Here is a 19,973-nt window from a genome sequence, read left to right as displayed (position 1 = left end):
TCGCGACCGCCAGCGCCGCTGCGTTCGGTCTCACCGGCTGTCTCGGCGCGTTCGCCCGTGAGAGAGACATCGAATACGAGACGTGTCCGAACACGATCGTCCGCGTCAGTTCGCTCCCCGATCCCGCGGAAGCGGCGGTAACCGACGCCCTCGAGAACGGCAGCTACGAGACCGAGGACGAACTGGTCCTCGCGGAGACGGTCGACGTCGACGAGTCGTATCTTCGGTGGTGCGACCGCTACTACGCGGCCGTAGTTGAACGCGACGGCGACGACGTGACCCGGCTGCGACTCGAGGAGACCGCGCCGCCGGCTGATCCTGTGCGGATCGAGAACGGGACCGACGAAGCGGTGACGCTCGAGGTCCGGGTCGAATACGAGGAGGAGCCGCTGCTCGGGCGAACGGTCACCGTCTCGGCGAACGAGTCAGCCACGCTCGACGGCCCGGACTACCGGTTCGGGAGCTATCGCGCCGCGATCGAGATCCCGGCGCGTTCGGAGCGAGTCGCCGAGACCTGGACGGTCGACGAGGGACGCTTTCAGGCGTTCGTCGACGTCGGCCTCGACGACCTACAGGTGGCCCAGGGGTACGCCCAGGTCGCCACCTGCGAGTGGAACGAGGACGGCGATCTCGTCGACTCCTGAGTCTCCGCTCACTCGTCCGCGTACAGATCCGTCGAGAGGTACCGTTCCCCGGTGTCAGGGAGGACGACCACGACCAGTTCGTCGGGGTTCTCAGACGCGTAGTCGGCCGCGGCCGACAGCGCTGCGCCCGCGGAGATGCCGACCAGTACCCCCTCGGTGCGACCCAGCTTTCGGGACGCCTCCTTCGCCGCGTCCCCCTCGACGGCGCGGGTTTCGTCGATCAGGTCGGTCCGCAGGATGTCGGGGACGAAGCCGGGGCCGATCCCCTGAATGTCGTGGCCGTCGGAGCTGAGTTCCGAAAGCGTCGGCGACTCGGCGGGTTCGACGGCGACCGACGTGAGGTCGGTCTTCCCCTGTTCTTCCTTGATGTACTCCGAGACGCCGGTGATCGTCCCGCCGGTGCCGACGCCCGCGACGACCGCGTCGACCGCGCCGTCGGTGGCCTCCCAGATTTCGGGACCGGTCGTCTCCCGGTGGGCCGCCGGGTTGGCCTCGTTCTCGAACTGCCGGGCCATGATCGCGTCCTCGCGCTCGGCGACGAGTTCCTCGGCGCGGTCGTTCGCGCCGCCCATTCCGTCCTCGGCGGGCGTCAACTCGAGGTCGGCGCCCAACGCCGCCAGGAGCTGACGGCGCTCGGTCGACATCGAGGACGGCATCGTCAGCACGCAGTCGTAGCCGCGAGCGGCACAGACCGCGGCCAGCCCGATTCCGGTGTTACCGCTGGTCGATTCGACGACGGTGTCGCCAGGCTCGAGCGCGCCCGCTCGCTCGGCGGCGTCGACGATCTCCCGCGCGATCCGGTCCTTGACCGAATAGGGGTTGTGCGCCTCGAGCTTTCCGAAACAGTTGTCGGCGAACACGTCCAGGCGCAACAGCGGCGTTCGTCCGATCAGTTCGTCGACGGTCTCTGCGGCGTCGATCTCGGTCTCGGCCGCGGAGTCGACTGCTGGTGCCATTAGTTCAGACACGCGGGACGACCCCACTACCAGTTGTCCCGAATCGGTTCGGGTCGTGCGGGCGCTCGCGGTTCGGCGGGTCGGTCGAGCGCGGGTGGGGCTTTTTTCCGCCACCCGTCGTCCGTCGGCTATGAATCGACGACAGTTCCTCGCGGGCTCGACCGTCGGGCTCGCGGCGGCGATAGCAGGTTGTGTCGGAGACGTGCGCAGCGATACCGACGGCGAAGCGCCGACCGAATCGGCCAGCGGCGAGCGCGAGCGCGCGGACCGCGGCGAGATCACGGTCACTGCCAGCGGCGACGTCGAGGCGGAACCCGACCGGGCGGTCGTGACCGTGGGCGTACAGGCAAGCGGCGAGAGCGCCGACGCCGTGACCGACGAACTGGCGACGGGGCCGATGAACTTCGCGGAACGTTCGCCGCTCTCGGAATCCCGCCGGAGGACGTCGAGGAAGCCCAATACCGGGTCCATCCGGAACGCGAGCGGGATGCCGAGGGGTTCGAGGGGGCACACTCGTTCGAGGTGACGATCACCGACGTCGACCGCGTCGGCGAGGTCATCGATGCAGCGATCGAGGCCGGCGCCGACGACGTCGGACGCGTGAACTTCGCGCTGCAGGCGGAGACGCGAGCGACGCTGCGACGGGACGCGATCGACGCCGCGCTCGCTACCGCTGACGAGGAGGCGGCCCACGTCGCCGACAACCGGAACGTCGACCTCGAGGGAACGACGGCCGTCACGACCAGCGATGTTCGAGTTCGGCCGGTCGAAGGGCATCTCGCGAGCGGTGACGCGGCGGCGGAGGCGGCGCCGCCGACGGAGATCGAGACCGATCCCGTCAGCGTGAGCGCCAGCGTGACGGTCACGTACGCGTTCGTCGAGTAATTACGGGTGACCGAGCGGTGCCGCCGCAACGGTTTCGGCCGGCCAAAAACCGAACGACTTTTGGATTGTTAGGCCAGCCTAAAGTGTATGGGATCGATACGGGAACTCGAGCGAAGTCGGCGGGAGGTCGTGGCGACGGGAATCGCCGCCGGGAGCGCGGCGATGGCCGGCTGTATCACCGGTGACAGCTCGGACTCGGAGGACGGCAACTCCTACACGGTGTCGATGGCGCCGATGGGAGACGTCGAGTTCGACGCCGTCCCCCAGGACGCGTTCGTCACGTTCGCCCACTACGCGGACATGGCGGTCGCGCTGGGCCACGGCGACGCGGTGAACACGCTGTTCGCGCCCGAGATGTCGGGGTCGACGATGTCGATGTTCTACGACCGGCTCGAGGGCGTTTCCTTCGACGGCGAGTCGCTGCCCCACCCGCTCGAGGACGGGGTCGTCGAGGAGGACTTCTACGAGTACGACAGCGACGTCCACTTCCTGGACCCGTCGTACGTCCTGACGACCGAGGACGACTGGTCCGAATCCCGGATCGACGACGTCGCCGAGCAGGTCGGTCCCTGGTTCGGCAACTTCCACAGCGGGGTCCACAGCGAGCCCGCGGATGCCTACGCCGACAGCTACGAGTACTACACGCTCTGGGAACTGTTCGAGCGGGTCGCCGAGGTCTTTCAGGAACGGGAGCGCTACGAGGCGCTGAAGGAAGTCTACGACGAGACGCGGTCGCAGATCGAGTCGAACCTGCCGCCCGAAGACGAGCGGCCGACGGTCGCGAGGGTCACGCTGGGGCCGGACGGACAGGACATCTTCTACTCCTACCATAGCAACACGGACGGCTTCTGGCAGGCCGAGACGCGGCCGCTCGGGGCCCACGACGCGCTCGGCGACGTGGAGTGGTCGGGCGACTGGGGCGAGGTCGACTACGAGACGATGCTCGAGGCCGATCCGGACGTCATCCTCCACCTCTGGGGAATCACGCCACGGTACGCCATCGAAGACGTCCGCGAACGGCTCGAGGGCCACTCCGCGGGAAGCGAGCTGACGGCCGTCCAGAACGACCGCGTCGTCGCCAGCGGGATGCGCTACCAGGGACCGATCATGAACCTCTTCCAACTCGAGATGACGGCCAAGCAGCTCTATCCCGACCGGTTCGGCGAGTGGCCGGGGCACGAATCCGGGCAGTCGTACCCCGAGATTCCGGACGACGAACGGCTGTTCGACCGCGACCGCGTCGCGGGGATCATCACCGACGGCGCCGCGGAGTAACGATGGCGGACGGAGCCGATACCGACGCCAGATTCGACGTCGACGTCGCCGTCGTCGGCGGCGGCCCCGCCGGCTGTTCGGCCGGCGTCTTCGCCGCGCGGTACGGTCTCGAGACGGTCGTCTTCGACCGCGGCTCCTCCTCGCTGCGTCGGTGTGCCTGCCTCGAGAACTACCTCGGCTTCCCCTGCGGGATCGACGCCGAGCGGTTCCTCGAGTTAGCCCAGACTCACGCCAGGGAAGCGGGGTGTCGAATCCGCGAGGAACTCGTGGACTCCGTCGTCGCACTCGCGGGGAACGGCGAAACCGAGGACGCAGCGGACGGCGAGGGGTTCCGACTCGAGCCCCAGGGCGGCGACCCCGTGACGGCGCGGTTCGTGATCGCGGCGACGAAGTACGACGGGTCGTACCTCCGCGGACTGGACGACGACGAGGCGCTGTTCGTCACCGAGGAGGGCGCTGACGGGGGCGTCGAACGGTTCGACCGCGCGTATCCGGACGACGACGGCCGGACGCCGGTCGCGGGACTCTACGTCGCCGGCCCGTTGGCTGGAAGCGGCGATCAGGCGATTATCGCGGCCGGCCACGGCGCGACAGTGGCCCGGACGCTGCTCCGGGACCTGCGCCGCGAGGAGGGGTACTGGGACCGATTCGCACGGCAGTACGACTGGCGCCGGTACACAGAGAACCGAGACGAGGAGTGGGCCGACCCCGAGCGCTGGGTCGAACTCTTCGACGAGACCGCCCCCGAGGACCGCGACACCGGGGACGTTCGGCGCCTCGCAGAGTCCTACGCGGCCGAGCGCGACGAGAGCTATCTCGAGGCCGAAACCGCGGCTCGGCGAACCGAGCGCGGCCAGCGACGGCTCGCGGAAGCGCTCGACGACGAGGTGCTGCTTGAGGCCGTCGACGACGAGGCGATCCGCGAGCGGGCGGCAGCACTCGAGGGCGGCAACGCGCGGTCGGACGCCGACCTGGTCGACGACTGATCAATCGGTACAATTTTTAGGTAGACCTAAAAATATCGGGTGTGATGAGATCGTCTGAAACGACGCGACGGAAGTTCATCGGCGCGGGGGCTGCCACCGGCGGCGCGCTCCTCGCGGGCTGTATCACCGGCGACGCAATGGACGACTCGAGCGGCGAGACGTACACGGTTTCGATGGAGCCGATGGGCGAGGTCGAATTCGAGGGAGTGCCCGAGCGGTGGACGGCGCTGTTGCCCAGTTACGCGGATATGGCGTTCGCGCTCGGCGGCGGGCAGACGCTCGGGATTCAGAACCACGACCGGTTCGGGACCGAGGTCTACGACGAACTGCCCGGCATCGAGTTCGACGAGGACGAGGTCGCGGAACTGACCGAAGGCGGCGTCGACACGGAGCTGTTTTACGAGATGGACGCCGACGCCCATTTCATCGATCCACACATACTGACACACTGGTACGACTGGGATCGCGACGACGTCGATCAAGTCAGAACCGACGTCGGCCCCTTCTTCGGCAACTTCATTCGCCGCCACAGTGACGAGTGGCACGACTACCGCTACTACGAGCTCTACGAGGCCCTCGAACTGATGGCCGAGGTGTTCCAGGCGCGAGACCGCTACGATGCGCTCGTCGATCTTCACGAAACGATGCTCGAGACGATAGACGAGCGATTACCGCCGGACGACCAGCGACCGACCGCGATGCTCGTCTATCCGGCCGAGTCCGGAGACGAGTTCTACCCCTTCCGATTCGACGACGGCGGGATCAGCACCAAGCAGTGGCGGGATCTCGGACTGACCGACGCGCTCGCGACGACCGACGTGGGACACTACAGATACGGTGATCGAAGTACGGTCGATCTGGAGACCCTCCTCGAGATCGATCCCGAGGTACTGCTGGTTCGCAACCACGGCGGGGACTCCGAATCGGAGTTCCGAGAAGCGGTCGTCGAGCCGTTGCAGGACGATTCGGCCGCCAGCAAGGTCCAAGCAGTCAAGGACGATGCCGTCTACAACGCCGGCTACCTCGATCAGGGGCCGATCATCAACTTCTACCACACCGAACGCGCCGCGACGGACATCTATCCCGACGCGTTCGACGACGCGACGCTGTTCGACCGCGAACGAGTCGCGGAGATCGTTACCGGCGAGTTCTGAACCGCGGCCATCAGCGTCGGTACGTCGGCTACTGGCGGTGGTACCTCCGGAATCGAGACGCGGAGCGGGCCGACCTCGAGCCGTGGATCGATCTCTTCGTGGCGACGGCGCCCAACGACCGCGACGCGAACGAAATCCGACATCGCGCCGAGTCCGACGTCGCCGAACGCGACGACTCCAATATCAATGACGAGACCGCGACACGGCGAGACGAACGGGGCCAGCGACGGCTCGCGCAGGCGCTCGAGCGTATCCGCGAGCGGGCGGCAAAACTCGAGCGATCGGAATAGCGAATCGTCGCTCCGACTGACTGTTCACGGCGAGTCCTCACCGAGCGACGACCGGCGGCCGGTAGCGTCCGACTTTCTCGCTCAGCCAGTCCCCGATTCGCGACCCGATCATTGCCGCCAGGCCGGCGAAGACGAACATAGTGACGACGGCCACGATTGCGAGGACCGTCTGAAGTACCCGCGACACCACCGGTCCGCCGAGTTCGACGTGGACGAACCACAGTATATCGACCAGCATCCACAGCGCCGGCAACAGACCGATGAGACCGGCCCGAAAGCCGACTCGAGAGCGGACGGCCGACGGTCCTTCGTACAGGTAGCCGGCGACGAGTCCGCCGAACACTACCGGCAAGAGGCCGATTTCGCTTCCCGTCTGCCAGTAGGTGACCGTCGTGAACGGGAGCGAGGCGAGACCGCCGACGATCGCGTACCGCCAGCTGTCGTCGGCTAGCAGGGATCGGCGACTGCGATCACGGGTCATACGTATCGATAGTGTTGCCGACACTATAAATATTGTAAATAGAATACGAACGGCCTGTCCCGTGATCGACCGGCGATGCAGTTCCGACTCGCGTCGCGGTCGCGGCGGTCCAGTCGCTACGGGGAGATCAGATCAAGCGACGAACGGTAAATGATAGCAGCCGAAAGCCGCGGTTCACTCGCGGTCGCCGATCAGTCGTCGGCGGGGACGGCCTGCTCCGATCGCGAGTCGGCCATCGCGAGGACGTCGTCGAAGAAGTCGAGGGTGTCCTCCGGGCCGGGGTTGGCTTCGGGGTGGTACTGGCGGGTGATGACATCGTACTCGATGCCGTCGATGCCCTCCGGTGTGTCGTCGTTGACGTTGATCTGCGTGACCTCGAGGTGTTCACCGGGTTCGGCGACCGTGTAGCCGTGGTTCTGGGTGGTCATGACGACCTGGCCGGACTCGAGGTCGAGGACGGGCTGGTTGACGCCGCGGTGACCGAAGTCCATCTTCTCGGTCGTGCCGCCAAGCGCCTCGGCGACGATCTGCTGGCCGAGACAGATGCCGGCGACGGGCGTGTCCTCGACGAACTCCTCGACGAGGTGAATCGCCTGCTCGAAGTTGACCGGGTCGCCGGGGCCGTTCGAGATGAAGAGAACGTCGGGGTCGACGGCCTCGACGTCGGCGACGCTGGCGTCGTGGGGGAGCACGTGGACCTCGGCGTCGCGGGCCAGCAGCGAGTCGACGATCGAGCCCTTCGCGCCGCAGTCGACCAGCGCGACGGTCTGGCCGTCGTTGTCGGCGCCGTAGACCTCGGCCTCGTCGACGCTGACCTGTTCGCCGATCTCGGTGTGGTCGCTCATCGCCTTGCAGGCCTCGAGTTGCTCCTTGGCGTCTTCCTCGGTGACGTCCTCACCGACGGCGATGCCGCACTTCATGGCGCCGCCGTCGCGGATCGTGGTGACGACCTCTCGCGTGTCGAGGTGGTCGACCGCGGGGACGCCCTCGCTCTCGAGCCACTCGGCGACGTCCTCGGTGAACTCCTTTGCGAGCGCGGCGCGGGGGTGGACGCGGTCGTCCTCGAACCGCTCCTCGCGGACGCCGTAGTTACCGATCAGCGGGTACGAGAAGGTCAGGACCTGCTCCTCGTAGGAGGGGTCGGTCAGACTCTCTTCGTATCCCGTATACGCTGTCGTGAAAACGAGTTCCCCGCGAGCCGTACCCGGAGCGCGACCACGTCCCTCGAGTACGCGGCCGTCTTCTAGTGCGACGTAGGCTTCCGTCATTACGATCTACGTATCGGATGGACCATCATAAGTGTTGTCTTCGAAGCTCAGTTACGATTTTCGTAATCGGTAAGTGCAGGTCACGCGTAGTCACGCATCTCCATGGACGACCTGGACCGACAGATCCTCGATCAGCTTCGGCGAGACGGCCGCACGCCCTACACCGAAATCGCCGACGAGGTCGGGACGAGCGAGGGAACCGTCCGCAACCGCGTCGAACGGATGATCGACGAGGACGTCATCGAACGCTTCACCATTTCGACCCGGACGGGCAACGTCCAGGCGATGATCGAGCTCAGCGTCGCGGTCGACGTCGACACGAAGGCCGTCTCCGAGCGCATCGCCGAGTGGGACGAAGTGGACTTCGTCTGGATGGTCTCCGGCGAGCAGGACGTCGTGCTCGTCGTCGACGCCGCGGACACGCGTGGGGTCAACGATCTCATCACGAAGGCCCGCGATCAGGAGGAAGTCGTGAGCACGAAGACGCGGCTCATCCTGGACGAGGAACTCGGCTAGGTCAGGGAATCTCCGCCATCGGACGCTCTGACACAGGGATTCACCGCGATGGCGCGCGCTGTCGATCGGCCGGAGCGAACGCGAGGGCCGATCGGCGACGTCGCGCGAGGGATGAGTAAGCGACTGGAAGGAGCGAGCGAATCGGCTGGGGAGGGCGTGGCCACTCCCCGTTGCCAGGGTAGCAGGACGCTCCTTCTCTTCTCGAGTCTCTTCGTCACGGTAACGCCTCGAGGTGGATCAGCCCTCTCCCGGCGGCGTCCCGACGCCCGGCGTCGGTCGCTCGATCGCGTCGATCACGTGTTTCCGGCGGTGGATCGTCCGATAGCCCCGGCGCAGCAGTCGGTCCAGTAGCGAGTCGGAGACCCGGGCGCTCACCCGCCCGTCGCGGATCGCGTCGACGACCGATTCGGGCGTGAGTTCGTCGGCCTCGACGACCGTGTACGCCCGCCCCACCTCGAAGGGGTAGTGGGCGTCGCTGCCGCCGACGAGCGGGAGATCGCGTTCCTCGGCCAGTTGCTCCACGAGCGGCCGCGAGCGCGGGTGTTTCCCGTTGACTTCGATCGCATCGAAGGGGACGTCCTCGAGTTCCCGCACCGTGCTGTTCCGGAAGGGGTGGGCGACGATCGCGGCGCAGCCCCGGTCGTGTGCCAGCGCGACCGCCTCCTCGGGGGAGAGCGCGCCGGGTTTCGTCGCTTCCGGCGGATCGGGGCCGACGACGAGGACGTGGCCGCGATCGGTCGTGATCTCGATCCCCGGCAGCGTCTGCGCTCCGCCGGGCGGATCCAGCGGCGTGTAGTAGTCGTGGTTGGTCGTCGCGACGCCCGCGAGGCCGCGGCGATCGGCGGCCCGAGCGAGCAGTCGGACGCCCAGCGGGTCGAAGCGGTCGCCGAGGCGACGACGACCGTGGAAGAATCTCGTGTGCGCGTGGAGGTCAACGGAGTACATGGAAGGGCAAACGCCGGGCAGACCCTTTTGCGTGCGGCCGGCATCTCCTGTAGTATGGGATCCGACGGTGCGAGCGACCGCGTTCTCATTCTCAACCCGGTGAGCGGGAGCGGAGACCACGTGGACGAGGTCGTCGAACTGGCGGCCGATCACGGCTTCGAGATTCGAAAGACCGAGAAGGGTGGCGACGCGAAGCGGTTCGCCCGCGAGGCCGCCCCCGAGGCCGACCTGGTCGCCGCGGCCGGCGGGGACGGGACGGTCAACGCCGTCGCCAACGGCGTCGCAGCGGCGGACGCCCTCGAGTCGACGACTGTCGGGGTCGTCCCCGCGGGGACGGGCAACAACTTCGCTTCGAACATCGGAATCCGAGGACTCGAGCACGCGTTCGACGTGATCGAGGACGGCCGCCGTCGGCGGATCGACATCGGCGTCGCGAACGATCGCGTCTTCGTCAACTCCTGCGTCGGCGGGATCACCGCCGCGGCGAGCGGCGAGACGTCCTCGGAGAGCAAGGCGGAACTCGGCGTGCTCGCGTACGTGAAAAACACGATCGAGACGGTCGGCGAGTTCGACTCGCTGCCGCTTCGGGTGAAGACGGCCGCGGGACCGAACGGGGAGCGAGCGCACGCCTGGGAGGGCGAGGCCCTGTTCGTCCTCATCGGGAACTGCCGGCGCTTTACCGGCGCGCGGACCGCCCAGGCCGACGTCGAGGACGGCCTGCTCGAGGTGACGATCGTCGAGGACACCGCGGCGATGAACCTGCTCGGCGGCGCGGCCCGAAAGGGGCTGTTCGACGGCGACAGCGACTGCATCATCACGCGACGGACGCCGTCGCTCGAGATCGAGAGCCGGCGCGACGCCGTCGAGTACAGCCTCGACGGCGAGATGCTCGAGACCGAGACGCTTCACCTCGAGACCGACGCGAGCGCGCTCGAGATCGCCGTCGGGAGCGAGTACCGGATCGATCCGGACGAGGAGGCGACGAACGGCGGGATCGTCTGACGCGCACGGCGGGGCTGAACCGTGCGCACCGCCGCGGCGAGACGATACTGGTTTCAAGACCCGCTGTGATTGTGGGGGTATGAGTACGCCACAGGACGACCTTTCCCACGAGAACGCCGAACAGGACGTGATCGCCGTCGACGCCGACGACAACGAACTCGAGCTCGTCAACCGGCTCGAGGCCCACACCGGCGACGGAATTCGCCACCGGGCGTTTACGTCGCTGGTCTTCGACGGCGAGGGGAACATTCTGCTGGCCCAGCGAGCCCCCGACAAGCGCCTCTGGGGAACCTACTGGGACGGAACCGTCGCCTCCCACCCCGTCGAGGGACAGAGCCAGAAGGAAGCGACGCGCCAGCGACTCGAGGAGGAACTGGGGATCTCCCCCGACCAGTACGGCGACCTGCGGCTGACCGACCGCTTCGAGTACAAGCGCTACTTCGAGAACGCGGGCGTCGAACACGAGGTCTGTGCCGTCCTGCAGCTGACACTGGACGACCGGAGCCTCGATCCCGACGAGGAGGAGGTCGCAGGCCTGATGTGGGTCCCCTACGAGCGACTCCACTCGAACCCCGAATGGTACCGCCAGCTCCGCCTCTGTCCCTGGTTCGAGATCGCGATGCGACGCGACGTCCGGTAACGCCGCCGATCGCGACCCGATAGCCGTCATTCTGACACTTCCGCCGAATCGGCCGATCCCGAACCCCGTCGTCACCGAACGCCGAGCGCCGGCCGTTCGGACGGCTCGAGGACGCAACTCCCGCGATTTTTCGGATGAGAAACGATAGACGTGACCCTCTCGTCTCGGCGACGGACACCGTCTAGAAACAGTACACTAGCGGGAGGTTTATTAGTGAGTGCCCACACATGAAGGATAGACTGCGATGGTCAGTGATACGTTCAGGCGTCTTCTCCGGGGGAGCGTCGCCACCTCGTCCGCGTCGGCGGGGAGTTCGACCGCGACGGGATCGACGGCGGAGACGGGGCCGTCGCCCGACTCGGCGCGACCCGAGGGCGAGCCGCTGGATATCTGTCTGTTGAGCTACCGATCGAACCCCTACTCCGGCGGCCAGGGCGTCTACGTGAAGTACCTGAGCCGAGCGCTGACCGATCTCGGACACTCCGTCGACGTGATTTCGGGGAAGCCCTACCCCGAACTCGACGACGACGTCGGACTGGTGAAGTTGCCCGGCGAGAACGTCGTCGACGAACTCGATCGACTGGGGCAGTTCGAGCCCTCCTATCTGCGCGATCCGCTGGCGATGTACGAGTGGCTGAGCGCGCTCACCGGCGGCTTTCCCGACCCCTACGCCTTCGGTCGCCGCGTCGTCGACTACTTCGAGAAACGTCGACCCGAGTACGACGTGATCCACGACAACCAGTCGCTGTGTTACGGGCTGCAGACGTTACGCGAACGGGGCCACCCCGTGGTGGCGACGGTTCATCACCCGATCACCGTCGACCGCGACGTCGCCCTCGCCGCGGCCGACGGCTGGGGCGAGCGGCTGCTGATCCGCCGCTGGTACCGGTTCCTCCGGATGCAACGCGAGGTCGTCCGTGAGCTCCCCCACGTCCTGACCGTCTCCGAAGCGGCCAAGCGCCGCACCGTCACCGACTTCGGCGCCGACCCCGACGCGCTCCGCGTCGTCCACAACGGGATCGACACCGACCTGTTCGAACCCGTCGACCGCGAGCACGACCGCCCGCGCGTGATGACGACCGTCAGCGCCGACGTGCCCCTGAAGGGCGCTCGCTACCTGCTCGAGGCCTTCGCCGACGTTCGCGAGCACGTCGACGCCGAACTCGTCGTCGTCGGCGAGTTCGACGAGGGCGGCGACTGCGAGCGACTGGTCTCGAAGCTGGGCATCGAGGACGCCGTCGAGACCCACAGCGAGATCAGCTACGACCGGATGATCGAGCTCTACGGCACCGCCGACGTCGCCGTCGTCCCCTCGCTGTACGAGGGGTTCGGCCTCCCGGCGGGCGAGGCGATGGCCTGTGGCGTCCCGGTCGTCGCCACCACCGGCGGCGCCCTGCCCGAGGTGGTCGGCGACGCCGGCGTCCTCGTCGCCCCCGGCGACGCCGGCGAGATGGCCGACGCGATCTGCGAGTTGCTCGCCGACGCCGACCGGCGCCGCCGGCTGGGCGAACGCGGCCGCGAGCGCATCGTCGAGGAGTTCGACTGGGAGCGGGCCGCCCGCGAGACCGTCCGCACGTACCGAACCGCGATCGAGGCCCGGCGGACGCGGGAGACCTGACCATGGAGACGATCGATTTCGACCGGCTCACGCTGACGCCGGGGATGCGCGTCTTAGACGTCGGCTGCGGGGAGGGCCGACACGTCCACGCCGCCGCCCTCGAGAACGTCCGCGAGGTCGTCGGCGTCGACATCGGGCGGGAGAGCCTGACCGCCGCCCGCGAGGACTACGCGAAGTACATCGCCGACGAGACCGACGTGCCGGTCACGTTCGCCGCGGGCGACGCGCTCCGGCTTCCCTTCGAGGACGGTTCCTTCGACGTCGTCTGCTGTACCGAGGTCTTGGAACACATCCCCGACTACGAGGCGGCGCTTGACGAACTTCGCCGGGTCTGTGCGCCGGGAGGAACGCTCGCGGTCAGCGTCCCCCGCGAGGGGCCCGAACGGGTCTGCTGGGCGCTGTCCGAGGAGTACCACCAGGTCGAGGGCGGCCACGTCCGCATCTTCGACCGCGATGAGCTGCGGGCCGCGATCGAACGGCGCGGCTTCCGCCGGGTCGACGACCACTTCGCCCACGCCCTGCACGCCCCCTACTGGTGGCTGAAGTGTCTCTGGTGGGACCGCGATCAGCGCGGCGATCCGCCGCTGCCGCTGCGGGCCTACGATCGCTTCCTCGAGTGGGACGTCCTCGAGTCGCCCCGACCGGTCCGGCTGCTCGAGCGCGCGCTCGACCCGCTGGTGGGCAAGAGCGTCGTCTACTACTTCGAACTGGAGGGGCCAGCGTGAGCGACGGCTCCGGGCCCCGGTCGCTTGCCGACTGGGGCCTCGAGCCCGCGGTCGACCACATCGAGCGCGTCCAGCGCGCGGACGGACTGATCCTCTGGTATCCCGACGGCCCCGCCGACCCCTGGGACCACGTCGAGAGCGCGATGGCGCTGTCGATCGCCGGCCGCGACGAGGCCGCCCGCCGCGCCTACCGCTGGGTGGCCGAGGCCCAACACGACGACGGGGCGCTGTGGGCGACCTACGGCGACAGCGAGGACGACGACGGCGCCCACGACGGCGACGAACCGCGCAAGGAGACCCACCGGAGCGCCTACGTCGCCGTCGGCGCCTGGCACCACTATTGCTGTACCGAGGACCGCGACTTTCTCGAGGCCCTCTGGCCGACCGTCCGCGACGCGCTCGCCTTCGCCTGCGACCACCAGGCCCCGACCGGCGAGATCTACTGGACCGTCGACCCCGACGGCGAGGTCTACGAGGACGCGCTGATCGCCGGCTGTGCCTCGATCTACAAGAGCCTCGCCTGCGGCGCGGCGATCGCGGACGTTCTCGGCCGCGTCGAGGAACGGGATCGGTGGCTCGAGGCCCGCGCCGACCTCGGCGAGGCGATCCGAACCCGACCCGATCGGTTCGACCGCACCTGGGAGAGCAAGTCGCGGTACGCGATGGACTGGTTCTACCCGGTCCTCTGTGGCGTCGTGACCGGCGATTCCGCGCGGGAGCGTCTCGATGCCGGCGCGGGTCGGTTCCTCGAGGAAGAGTTGGGCTGTCGGTGCGTCTCGGACGAGCCGTGGGTAACCGTCGCCGAGTCCTGCGAACTCGTGCTCTCGCTGGCCGCGGTCGGCCGGACGGAGCGCGCTCGAGAGATCTACGAGTGGCTCTTCCAGTGGACCGACGACGAGGGGATCTTCTGGACGGGTTATCAGTTCGAGGACGAGGCGTTCTGGCCGGGCGAACGGCCGACCTGGACCGGCGCGGCCGCGGTGCTGGCCGCGGACGCGCTCTCGGGATTCTCGCCGGCGGCGGATCTCTTCACCGATCCGCAGCCGGAGTGACGGAGAGTGCGACACCCGCCACGTGACAGCGATCGCTCGGGACGGGTCATTTGTCCGTGAACACTCTGAGCGCGACTCCGGCGAGTACCAGGCTTGCCCCGAGAACGATTCCCAGCGGCGGCGGTAACGGCGTGAACCGTACGAGCCCGACGAGGATGACGATAGTCGAGAGTCGAACCACGGCCTCCCTACGTCGAACGCACTGAAAAGAGCGCTGCGCGCGTTATTCAACGGATTGTCGTCCGAGCACGCCCCCGTTCGTCGCTCAGGCGAGTTCGCTCACTCCCTCCCCTCGGACGGGGAACTCCGTGCGATTCCATAGGGAGTGCGGATGAGGAGGTGGGGAGTCGTACCTGGCGCGACTCACCGTCAGATGCCTGCATCGTCCACGACGAACTCGACGAGTGAAAGAACGACGAAGCCTCCCGCCAAGAGAACGCTTTCCAGGAATCCATACTGGAAGGGATAAACGGAGAGTCCGAGGAAAATCAACGCACCGATGAATGCGATCACGCTGATCAAAATCGTCTGCGTCATCTGCTCCATACGCCAGCTATGGGACTACAGTAAAAAAATATACGTCCACCAACCGATTTGCCGCCACCCGAACGAGTTCGCGGCGAGCGCTATCGTGATTGCCGCCCGATTCCCGTATCACAGACCACGCACGACGGCAGCCCGTTCGCGTCCGTGAACCGGTCGAACAGCCTCGAGAGCCGCACGTCGTGACTCGCGAGCACGCCACCCGGCGAAACGTGCGGCAGCGCCGTCTCGTACTCGAAGCGCATGTGCGGCAGTCGGTGGTCCGAGTCGTGCAGGAACAGGTCGACGGGCCCGACTGCCTCGAGCAAATCGGGAAGCACCGCGAGCGCGTCGCCCTCGCATAACTCCCAGTGCTCGCGACACCGGTCCGGAATCAGGTGGCCGTAGTCGAACCGACCGGGCGGACCGCCGGGAAGATCGACTGCGTGTAGCGTTCCGCCGCCGTTTCGTTCCATCGCAGCCAGAATATGCGCGTCAAACGAGCCGAACAGAACCCCGGTTTCGACGGCGGTTTCGACCTCGAGCGCGCGACAGACCACATACAGCGTCACCCCGTCGCGCCAGTGGGTCGTGTCGGTGGCGACGCCGGCCTCGTGAATCTCCGCCACGCGGTCGGCGTAGGCGTCGTGGAACCACTCGAGGTTCTCGTACTCGCGTTCGTACGCTCGGAGTTCGTCGACCGACGCGGGGAGCACCCCCGCCAGCCGCTCGGCTCGCTCGTCGGTCTCCCGGCCGTAATCGAGTCGCCGACGCTCGAGGCCCAGCCGGGCCTTGCGAAGGGCGTAGATCGCGTCTCGCAGGCGACCGGGCAGCGGATCCGCCGTCGTCACCGATACCCCAGCGCCTCGAGGCGCGATTCGACGTCGTCCTCGTCGCTCTCGCCGTCTCCCTGACTGCCGGCTTCACCGCCCTCGCCGCCCTCGCGAACCGCATCGGGAAGCGCCGGATCGCAGGTACCCAGATCTCGTCCCTCGCGGACGACCCACGGGACGCGCCGCAGCGCGGGCACGGGCGTTCCGGGCGGGTGCGACCAGACGCCGAGTTCGCCGAGCGCGTTGCCGTGATCGCTGGTCATCGCGACCCGGCCGTCGCAGTTCTCGAGCAGGCGCGCGACGTCGTCTACCACCCACTCGAGGTTGTCCCGGTAGGCCCGCCAGACCGCCTCGAAGGACAGATCGCCGTCGCGGACCCGCAGCCACGGGTCGTTCATCGACCCCTCGTCGTCGTCGGCCTCGGCGAAGGCCTCGAGAGCCTCCCGCTCCTCGGCTGTGAGGTCCTCGAGGTCGAGGTCCTCGTCCGCCGGGTCGTCGCCGTCGTCACCGCCGGCGAACTGCCCCCAGTGTTCGATGTCGGCCGAGCCGAAGAACCACTCCGGGCGGGATCGGAACGGGGCGTGGGGCTGCATGTAGTGGACGAGGACGCGGTCGACGCCGAGTTCCTCGCGATTGCGCCAGATCGCGATCGCGGCGTCGGTCAGCGACTCGGGCGGGATCGTCGAGATGCCGTCGTCGACCCAGTCGTCCCGCCAGGCCTCGTGGAAGACGCCGAAGTCGGCCTCGGAGAGCGGCAACACTTCGTCGGAGGTGACGAGGATGTGCTCGCAGGACTGGGAGGAAAAGGGGTTGCCGGTCACGTACGCGGTGCGAGCCATCTCCTCGCGGTAGGCGGGCGCGAAAGTTCGGTCCATCCACTCGGCCGACTGCGAGCCGACCGACCACAGCGAGTCGACCCCGTCGGGTCCGGGCAGAGCTTCGTGGCCGGCCGCGGCCGCCTCGCGCATGAGATCGAGTCGGCAGCCGTCGAGAATACAGCAGACGTCCCACTCGCGGTCCCAGACGGCCGTCGCGGGTACGAGTCGCGAGAGTGCGCGGCCGAAGCGACCGGTCGCGATCGTCTCGGATAGCGTCGCGAAATCCATCGGCGTCGGCTCCTGTATACTGGCTGGAGGTGATTCTGTTAGTAGCTTTTGATCGGCGAACCGACCGGTCGCCGACTCGAGCGGTCGGCCGTCGCCGCGGACACCGGCGGATCGAATCGCGACACGAGGTGGAGATATGCGATTCGGTAACAAGGCTTATTATACGGTAGTTCGTAGCCACGACCGAGGACCGATGAAAACGGTCCGTGTGACGTAATGAGTTCCCAACCACCGGAAACCGAGACGCACGAAGTCACGCTCTCCAGAGACGAGCAATGGGTCGTTCACGCCATCCTCGCGGACTATATCGACGACGCTATCGATTCCGACGAGACCCCGCCGGCGTGGGCGGTCGAACTGCTCGAGGCCGTCGAGTCCGGAGACAACACGGAGGTACTCACCGGACTCCAGACCCGACGACTCGCCGACGCGATGGCTGACTATCTCGAGCGCGAAGGGATTCCGGACCAAGACCGCGTCCACGGATCGGACGTCGCCGACCGACTCGAGGCCCACCTCGAGTCCCCCGGGACGGCGTAGTCCGTCCCGAACAACGGCTAAAGGCGACGAAACGCGGTCAGACGACCGCGAACGTATTTTGCGGGATCAGGGTGAACCGAGACGACCGTCCGCGGCGGGTGCCGCGAGCGCAGATTGCCGTTCGATCAGGGACGAGTGAGTCCCTACACGGCCGAAACCCGCTCCTCGGCCGAAAGGGCGAGCAGTAGCGCGGGGAACAGGGGCAGCGACAGCAGTGCGGTTGGGTGATCTCCCGACCGCAGCCCCGTCGACGCAGATGACGGTCAGGACTCGCTCGACCGGGACCGGGAAGCGACGAAGGATGCCATCGACAAACTCCCGACGAGAAGAGCACGCGCGATGCGGATCTCGCTCTGCACGCCGTCCACTAGGTCGGTACGCACGACGGGTCGACGATCGACCTGTACCGGATCGGGGGCCAGAGCGAACGATCGACGCAGCGCAGCCGGCAGCTCTCTTGGAGTCGGCCAATACGGTGCATAACCAGCCCTCTTCCTGCTGGGTCGCGGCGTCGAGAACTCGGCAGACGGCATCTACGGTGTCTGGGCGGGCGACGACTATGGCATCCGCGGACGGGACAGTCGCTCGGTACGGCACTTCGCTTCCGTGGCCGTTCCTCGAGTCTTGTGTACTCAGGTGAGAATCAAGCGGTTGTTGGTAAATGTTTCTCCGGTATCGATTTGTATTATGGTAAAATAGGGCGAGGCGGAGTGTGCTATGAGATGACACTGCAAGATCCCCTCGACATTGATAGGCGAACATATCTCGAGATGGCCAGCGGTGCCGTGTCGATTCCCGCGCTGAGTAGCGCAGTGGGCGCACGGAGCGACGACGCCGCGGACGTCACCCAGTCTCGTCAGGAAAAGTTCGACCGGCTGGACGCGTATCTCGACGAGAACGGACTCGAGGCCGTCTGGTTCGCGGATTCGGACTCGTACGCGTGGCTCACCGGCCGGAGCAACGTCATCGATCGGAGTTCGACAACTGGCGTCGCCGCCGTCGGCTACGACGGGGCGGACCTCACGATCGTCGTCGACAACGACGAACGCGCGCTCGTCCGGGAAGAGCGGTTCGACGGCGGCGGTTCGGACGACTGCCACCTGACGCCGGCACTTCCCGACGTGACGATCGAGACGTTCCCGTGGTACGCGACGTCGCTCGGCGACGCCATCGCAGAACGGTCGCCGACGCCCGCAGCTGCGGACTTCAACGTACCCGGACTCGAGTCGCTAGATGTGAGCCCGCTCCGGCAGCCGCTCACGGCCGGCGATATCGAACGATACCGAACGCTGAGCGCCGAAACGGCTGCCGCGATCGAGGGCGTCTGTCAAAACGCCGAGTCGGGCGACACCGAGCAACAGCTCGCGAACGCACTGGGCTGTGCGCTCGATCGATACGGGATCGATCATCCGGTCGTACTCGTGGCGGGCGGAGCGCGGGCGCGGAAGTATCGCCATCCCGTCCCGCGGGACGTCGAACTCGGCGAGTTCGTCGTCGTCTCCGTCGTCGGCCGACGGCTCGGGGAGTACGCCAGTTGCACGCGCACGGTCGCCTTCGACCCGCCGGAGTGGCTCGAAGAACGACATCGAATCGCGACGCGCATCGACGCTACCGCGCTGGCCTCGACACGGGCGGCCGCGCGGTCGGACGGAACGGCCGGCGACGTCTTCCGGGCGATTCAGGCCGGGTACGGGGAAGCGGGCCTTTCGACCGAGTGGCAGGCACACCACCAGGGTGGCGCGGCCGGGTACGCGAGCCGAGAGTGGGTCGCGACGCCGGGGCTACAGACGAGCGTCACGGCACCGATGGCGTACGCGTGGAATCCGACCGTGAAAGGGGCGAAGAGCGAAGGGACGGTCCTGGTGACCGACGACGCGATCGAACCGCTCACGACGACCGGGGAGTGGCCGACTCTCGAGGCGGCGTCGTACGTGGACGACGCGACAGTCACGCGGCCCGACGTCCTGTACAAGAACTCGTAGTCGCCAGATCCGTCACGACCCGTTGCTGAAGGGCCAGGACAGCTCCCACCGAAACGCATCGAAGACGGCCGCGAGGCTCGCGCGTAGCTACCGTCGTGCCGGTGTCGGCCGACATGCCCCGCTTGGCGGCGTCCGTCAGGGCCGCGTCGTGCCCCAGACGGCGGTGAGTGCGAGCAACACCGCGGGGAACAGCGGCAGCGACAGCAGGGCGAAGCGGTAGCCGACGTCGGGCGGCCAGAAGGTGATCGCCGCCGGCGCGACGATAAAGGTAAGGACGATCATCCCGACGACGGTCCAGCCACGCCAGTCGAACTCCCGGTCGGCCGCCTCGGGATGAGGTGGTTCGGCGGTCGAATCGTCGTCCGCGACGTCCGCCCGCTCACCGTCCCCGTCGAACGCGGCGGGGTCGTGGACGTAGCCGCCCTCGTCGCTCGAGTTCACACGCGGGGCTTGCGAGGCAGCGGTAAAAGTCCTCACGGTTCCGGAGGGATTTCGCACCGCGGCCGAACCGGTTCGGCGTATGACTCGAGCTGGCCGCTGAAGCCGATTTGAA

General features: G+C 67.4%; 21 protein-coding genes and 1 pseudogene. 14 read left to right on the top strand and 8 right to left on the bottom strand.

Annotated features, from left to right (window positions below; all coding sequences use genetic code 11):
• Positions 1-644 (top strand): hypothetical protein (locus C477_RS23885; protein WP_008896177.1); only part of this gene is annotated, 644 nt, incomplete at its 5' end.
• Positions 645-652: 8 nt separating this feature from the next.
• Here the strand turns inward: C477_RS23885 and cysK are convergent.
• Positions 653-1,600 carry a cysteine synthase A gene (cysK, locus tag C477_RS19020; protein ID WP_008896176.1) on the bottom strand — a complete coding sequence of 316 codons (948 nt, stop codon included), beginning with the start codon at positions 1,598-1,600 and terminating at the stop codon, positions 653-655.
• A 130-nt stretch (positions 1,601-1,730) separates the two neighbouring features.
• On the opposite strand from cysK, the pseudogene C477_RS19015 reads away from it, so the two are divergent.
• The 5 genes and pseudogenes from C477_RS19015 to C477_RS18995 all read left to right on the top strand — a co-directional run bounded on the left by C477_RS19015 (position 1,731) and on the right by C477_RS18995 (position 6,190).
• Positions 1,731-2,485: pseudogene (locus C477_RS19015) on the top strand (SIMPL domain-containing protein).
• Between the two features lie 87 nt (positions 2,486-2,572).
• Positions 2,573-3,760 carry an ABC transporter substrate-binding protein gene (locus C477_RS19010; protein WP_008896175.1) on the top strand — a complete coding sequence of 396 codons (1,188 nt, stop codon included), beginning with the start codon at positions 2,573-2,575 and terminating at the stop codon, positions 3,758-3,760.
• 2 nt (positions 3,761-3,762) lie between these two features.
• On the top strand, positions 3,763-4,746 hold the full coding sequence (locus C477_RS19005) for an NAD(P)/FAD-dependent oxidoreductase (RefSeq protein ID WP_008896174.1): 984 nt from the start codon (positions 3,763-3,765) through the stop codon (positions 4,744-4,746).
• A 182-nt stretch (positions 4,747-4,928) separates the two neighbouring features.
• Positions 4,929-5,900 carry an ABC transporter substrate-binding protein gene (locus C477_RS19000; protein WP_049914679.1) on the top strand — a complete coding sequence of 324 codons (972 nt, stop codon included), beginning with the start codon at positions 4,929-4,931 and terminating at the stop codon, positions 5,898-5,900.
• Between the two features lie 98 nt (positions 5,901-5,998).
• Positions 5,999-6,190 carry a hypothetical protein gene (locus tag C477_RS18995; RefSeq protein ID WP_008896172.1) on the top strand — a complete coding sequence of 64 codons (192 nt, stop codon included), beginning with the start codon at positions 5,999-6,001 and terminating at the stop codon, positions 6,188-6,190.
• Between the two features lie 37 nt (positions 6,191-6,227).
• On the opposite strand, the gene C477_RS18990 is transcribed toward C477_RS18995, so the two are convergent.
• Positions 6,228-6,671 (bottom strand): DUF5518 domain-containing protein, encoded by a 444-nt coding sequence (locus C477_RS18990; RefSeq protein ID WP_008896171.1) that lies wholly within the window; start codon positions 6,669-6,671, stop codon positions 6,228-6,230.
• 191 nt (positions 6,672-6,862) lie between these two features.
• Entirely contained in the window at positions 6,863-7,939 is a 1,077-nt protein-coding gene (gene carA / locus C477_RS18985; protein ID WP_008896170.1) for a glutamine-hydrolyzing carbamoyl-phosphate synthase small subunit, read from the bottom strand.
• A gap of 102 nt (positions 7,940-8,041) precedes the next feature.
• Here carA and C477_RS18980 point away from each other — a divergent pair, with 102 nt between their 5' ends.
• Positions 8,042-8,455: an Lrp/AsnC family transcriptional regulator gene (locus C477_RS18980; protein ID WP_008896169.1), complete on the top strand. Its 414-nt coding sequence runs from the start codon at positions 8,042-8,044 to the stop codon at positions 8,453-8,455.
• A gap of 237 nt (positions 8,456-8,692) precedes the next feature.
• Here the strand turns inward: C477_RS18980 and C477_RS18975 are convergent, their stop codons facing one another.
• The gene (locus C477_RS18975; RefSeq protein WP_008896168.1) at positions 8,693-9,400 is read right to left on the bottom strand and encodes a PHP-associated domain-containing protein; all 708 of its coding nucleotides are present in this window, start codon (positions 9,398-9,400) and stop codon (positions 8,693-8,695) included.
• A 54-nt stretch (positions 9,401-9,454) separates the two neighbouring features.
• Here C477_RS18975 and C477_RS18970 point away from each other — a divergent pair, with 54 nt between their 5' ends.
• From C477_RS18970 to C477_RS18950, 5 genes are all read left to right on the top strand, one after another.
• Positions 9,455-10,402 (top strand): diacylglycerol/lipid kinase family protein, encoded by a 948-nt coding sequence (locus C477_RS18970; protein WP_008896167.1) that lies wholly within the window; start codon positions 9,455-9,457, stop codon positions 10,400-10,402.
• 79 nt (positions 10,403-10,481) lie between these two features.
• Positions 10,482-11,042: an NUDIX hydrolase gene (locus tag C477_RS18965; RefSeq protein WP_008896166.1), complete on the top strand. Its 561-nt coding sequence runs from the start codon at positions 10,482-10,484 to the stop codon at positions 11,040-11,042.
• A gap of 244 nt (positions 11,043-11,286) precedes the next feature.
• Complete coding sequence (locus C477_RS18960; protein WP_008896165.1) at positions 11,287-12,660, top strand: glycosyltransferase family 4 protein; 1,374 nt, start codon at positions 11,287-11,289, stop codon at positions 12,658-12,660.
• Between the two features lie 2 nt (positions 12,661-12,662).
• Positions 12,663-13,385: a class I SAM-dependent methyltransferase gene (locus tag C477_RS18955; RefSeq protein ID WP_008896164.1), complete on the top strand. Its 723-nt coding sequence runs from the start codon at positions 12,663-12,665 to the stop codon at positions 13,383-13,385.
• Positions 13,382-14,437 (top strand): glycoside hydrolase family 15 protein, encoded by a 1,056-nt coding sequence (locus C477_RS18950; protein WP_008896163.1) that lies wholly within the window; start codon positions 13,382-13,384, stop codon positions 14,435-14,437. Before C477_RS18955 ends, C477_RS18950 begins: the two co-directional genes overlap by 4 nt.
• Before the next feature lie 369 nt (positions 14,438-14,806).
• On the opposite strand, the gene C477_RS23880 is transcribed toward C477_RS18950, so the two are convergent.
• The 3 genes from C477_RS23880 to C477_RS18940 all read right to left on the bottom strand — a co-directional run bounded on the left by C477_RS23880 (position 14,807) and on the right by C477_RS18940 (position 16,898).
• Entirely contained in the window at positions 14,807-14,983 is a 177-nt protein-coding gene (locus tag C477_RS23880) for a hypothetical protein (RefSeq protein ID WP_008896161.1), read from the bottom strand.
• Positions 14,984-15,063: 80 nt separating this feature from the next.
• A complete protein-coding gene (locus C477_RS18945) occupies positions 15,064-15,792 on the bottom strand; it encodes a class I SAM-dependent methyltransferase (RefSeq protein ID WP_049914678.1) in 729 nt (242 codons plus the stop codon).
• A 14-nt stretch (positions 15,793-15,806) separates the two neighbouring features.
• Positions 15,807-16,898 (bottom strand): hypothetical protein, encoded by a 1,092-nt coding sequence (locus C477_RS18940; protein ID WP_008896159.1) that lies wholly within the window; start codon positions 16,896-16,898, stop codon positions 15,807-15,809.
• Between the two features lie 216 nt (positions 16,899-17,114).
• On the opposite strand from C477_RS18940, the gene C477_RS18935 reads away from it, so the two are divergent.
• Both C477_RS18935 and C477_RS18930 read left to right on the top strand, forming a co-directional pair.
• Positions 17,115-17,438 carry a DUF7853 family protein gene (locus C477_RS18935; protein WP_008896158.1) on the top strand — a complete coding sequence of 108 codons (324 nt, stop codon included), beginning with the start codon at positions 17,115-17,117 and terminating at the stop codon, positions 17,436-17,438.
• 722 nt (positions 17,439-18,160) lie between these two features.
• On the top strand, positions 18,161-19,420 hold the full coding sequence (locus C477_RS18930) for a M24 family metallopeptidase (RefSeq protein ID WP_204366228.1): 1,260 nt from the start codon (positions 18,161-18,163) through the stop codon (positions 19,418-19,420).
• A 135-nt stretch (positions 19,421-19,555) separates the two neighbouring features.
• On the opposite strand, the gene C477_RS18925 is transcribed toward C477_RS18930, so the two are convergent.
• Positions 19,556-19,861: a hypothetical protein gene (locus C477_RS18925; protein ID WP_008896156.1), complete on the bottom strand. Its 306-nt coding sequence runs from the start codon at positions 19,859-19,861 to the stop codon at positions 19,556-19,558.
• Positions 19,862-19,973 lie beyond the last annotated feature (112 nt).

This window comes from Haloterrigena salina JCM 13891 (assembly GCF_000337495.1).
Classification (GTDB): Archaea; Halobacteriota; Halobacteria; order Halobacteriales; family Natrialbaceae; genus Haloterrigena; species Haloterrigena salina.
The sequence above is the reverse complement of the archived record's forward strand: the minus strand, read 5'-3'. Positions and strand labels throughout refer to the sequence as shown.

Coding starts and splice junctions, on each gene's coding strand:
- C477_RS18955 (WP_008896164.1), top strand. CDS start 12,663: ATGGAGACGATCGATTTCGACCGGCTCACGCTGACGCCGGGGATGCGC.
- C477_RS18965 (WP_008896166.1), top strand. CDS start 10,482: ATGAGTACGCCACAGGACGACCTTTCCCACGAGAACGCCGAACAGGAC.
- C477_RS18960 (WP_008896165.1), top strand. CDS start 11,287: ATGGTCAGTGATACGTTCAGGCGTCTTCTCCGGGGGAGCGTCGCCACC.
- C477_RS18990 (WP_008896171.1), bottom strand. CDS start 6,671: ATGACCCGTGATCGCAGTCGCCGATCCCTGCTAGCCGACGACAGCTGG.
- C477_RS19005 (WP_008896174.1), top strand. CDS start 3,763: ATGGCGGACGGAGCCGATACCGACGCCAGATTCGACGTCGACGTCGCC.
- C477_RS18935 (WP_008896158.1), top strand. CDS start 17,115: ATGAGTTCCCAACCACCGGAAACCGAGACGCACGAAGTCACGCTCTCC.
- carA (WP_008896170.1), bottom strand. CDS start 7,939: ATGACGGAAGCCTACGTCGCACTAGAAGACGGCCGCGTACTCGAGGGA.
- C477_RS18940 (WP_008896159.1), bottom strand. CDS start 16,898: ATGGATTTCGCGACGCTATCCGAGACGATCGCGACCGGTCGCTTCGGC.
- cysK (WP_008896176.1), bottom strand. CDS start 1,600: ATGGCACCAGCAGTCGACTCCGCGGCCGAGACCGAGATCGACGCCGCA.
- C477_RS18980 (WP_008896169.1), top strand. CDS start 8,042: ATGGACGACCTGGACCGACAGATCCTCGATCAGCTTCGGCGAGACGGC.
- C477_RS18930 (WP_204366228.1), top strand. CDS start 18,161: ATGACACTGCAAGATCCCCTCGACATTGATAGGCGAACATATCTCGAG.
- C477_RS19010 (WP_008896175.1), top strand. CDS start 2,573: ATGGGATCGATACGGGAACTCGAGCGAAGTCGGCGGGAGGTCGTGGCG.
- C477_RS18975 (WP_008896168.1), bottom strand. CDS start 9,400: ATGTACTCCGTTGACCTCCACGCGCACACGAGATTCTTCCACGGTCGT.
- C477_RS19000 (WP_049914679.1), top strand. CDS start 4,929: ATGGGCGAGGTCGAATTCGAGGGAGTGCCCGAGCGGTGGACGGCGCTG.
- C477_RS18970 (WP_008896167.1), top strand. CDS start 9,455: ATGGGATCCGACGGTGCGAGCGACCGCGTTCTCATTCTCAACCCGGTG.
- C477_RS23880 (WP_008896161.1), bottom strand. CDS start 14,983: ATGGAGCAGATGACGCAGACGATTTTGATCAGCGTGATCGCATTCATC.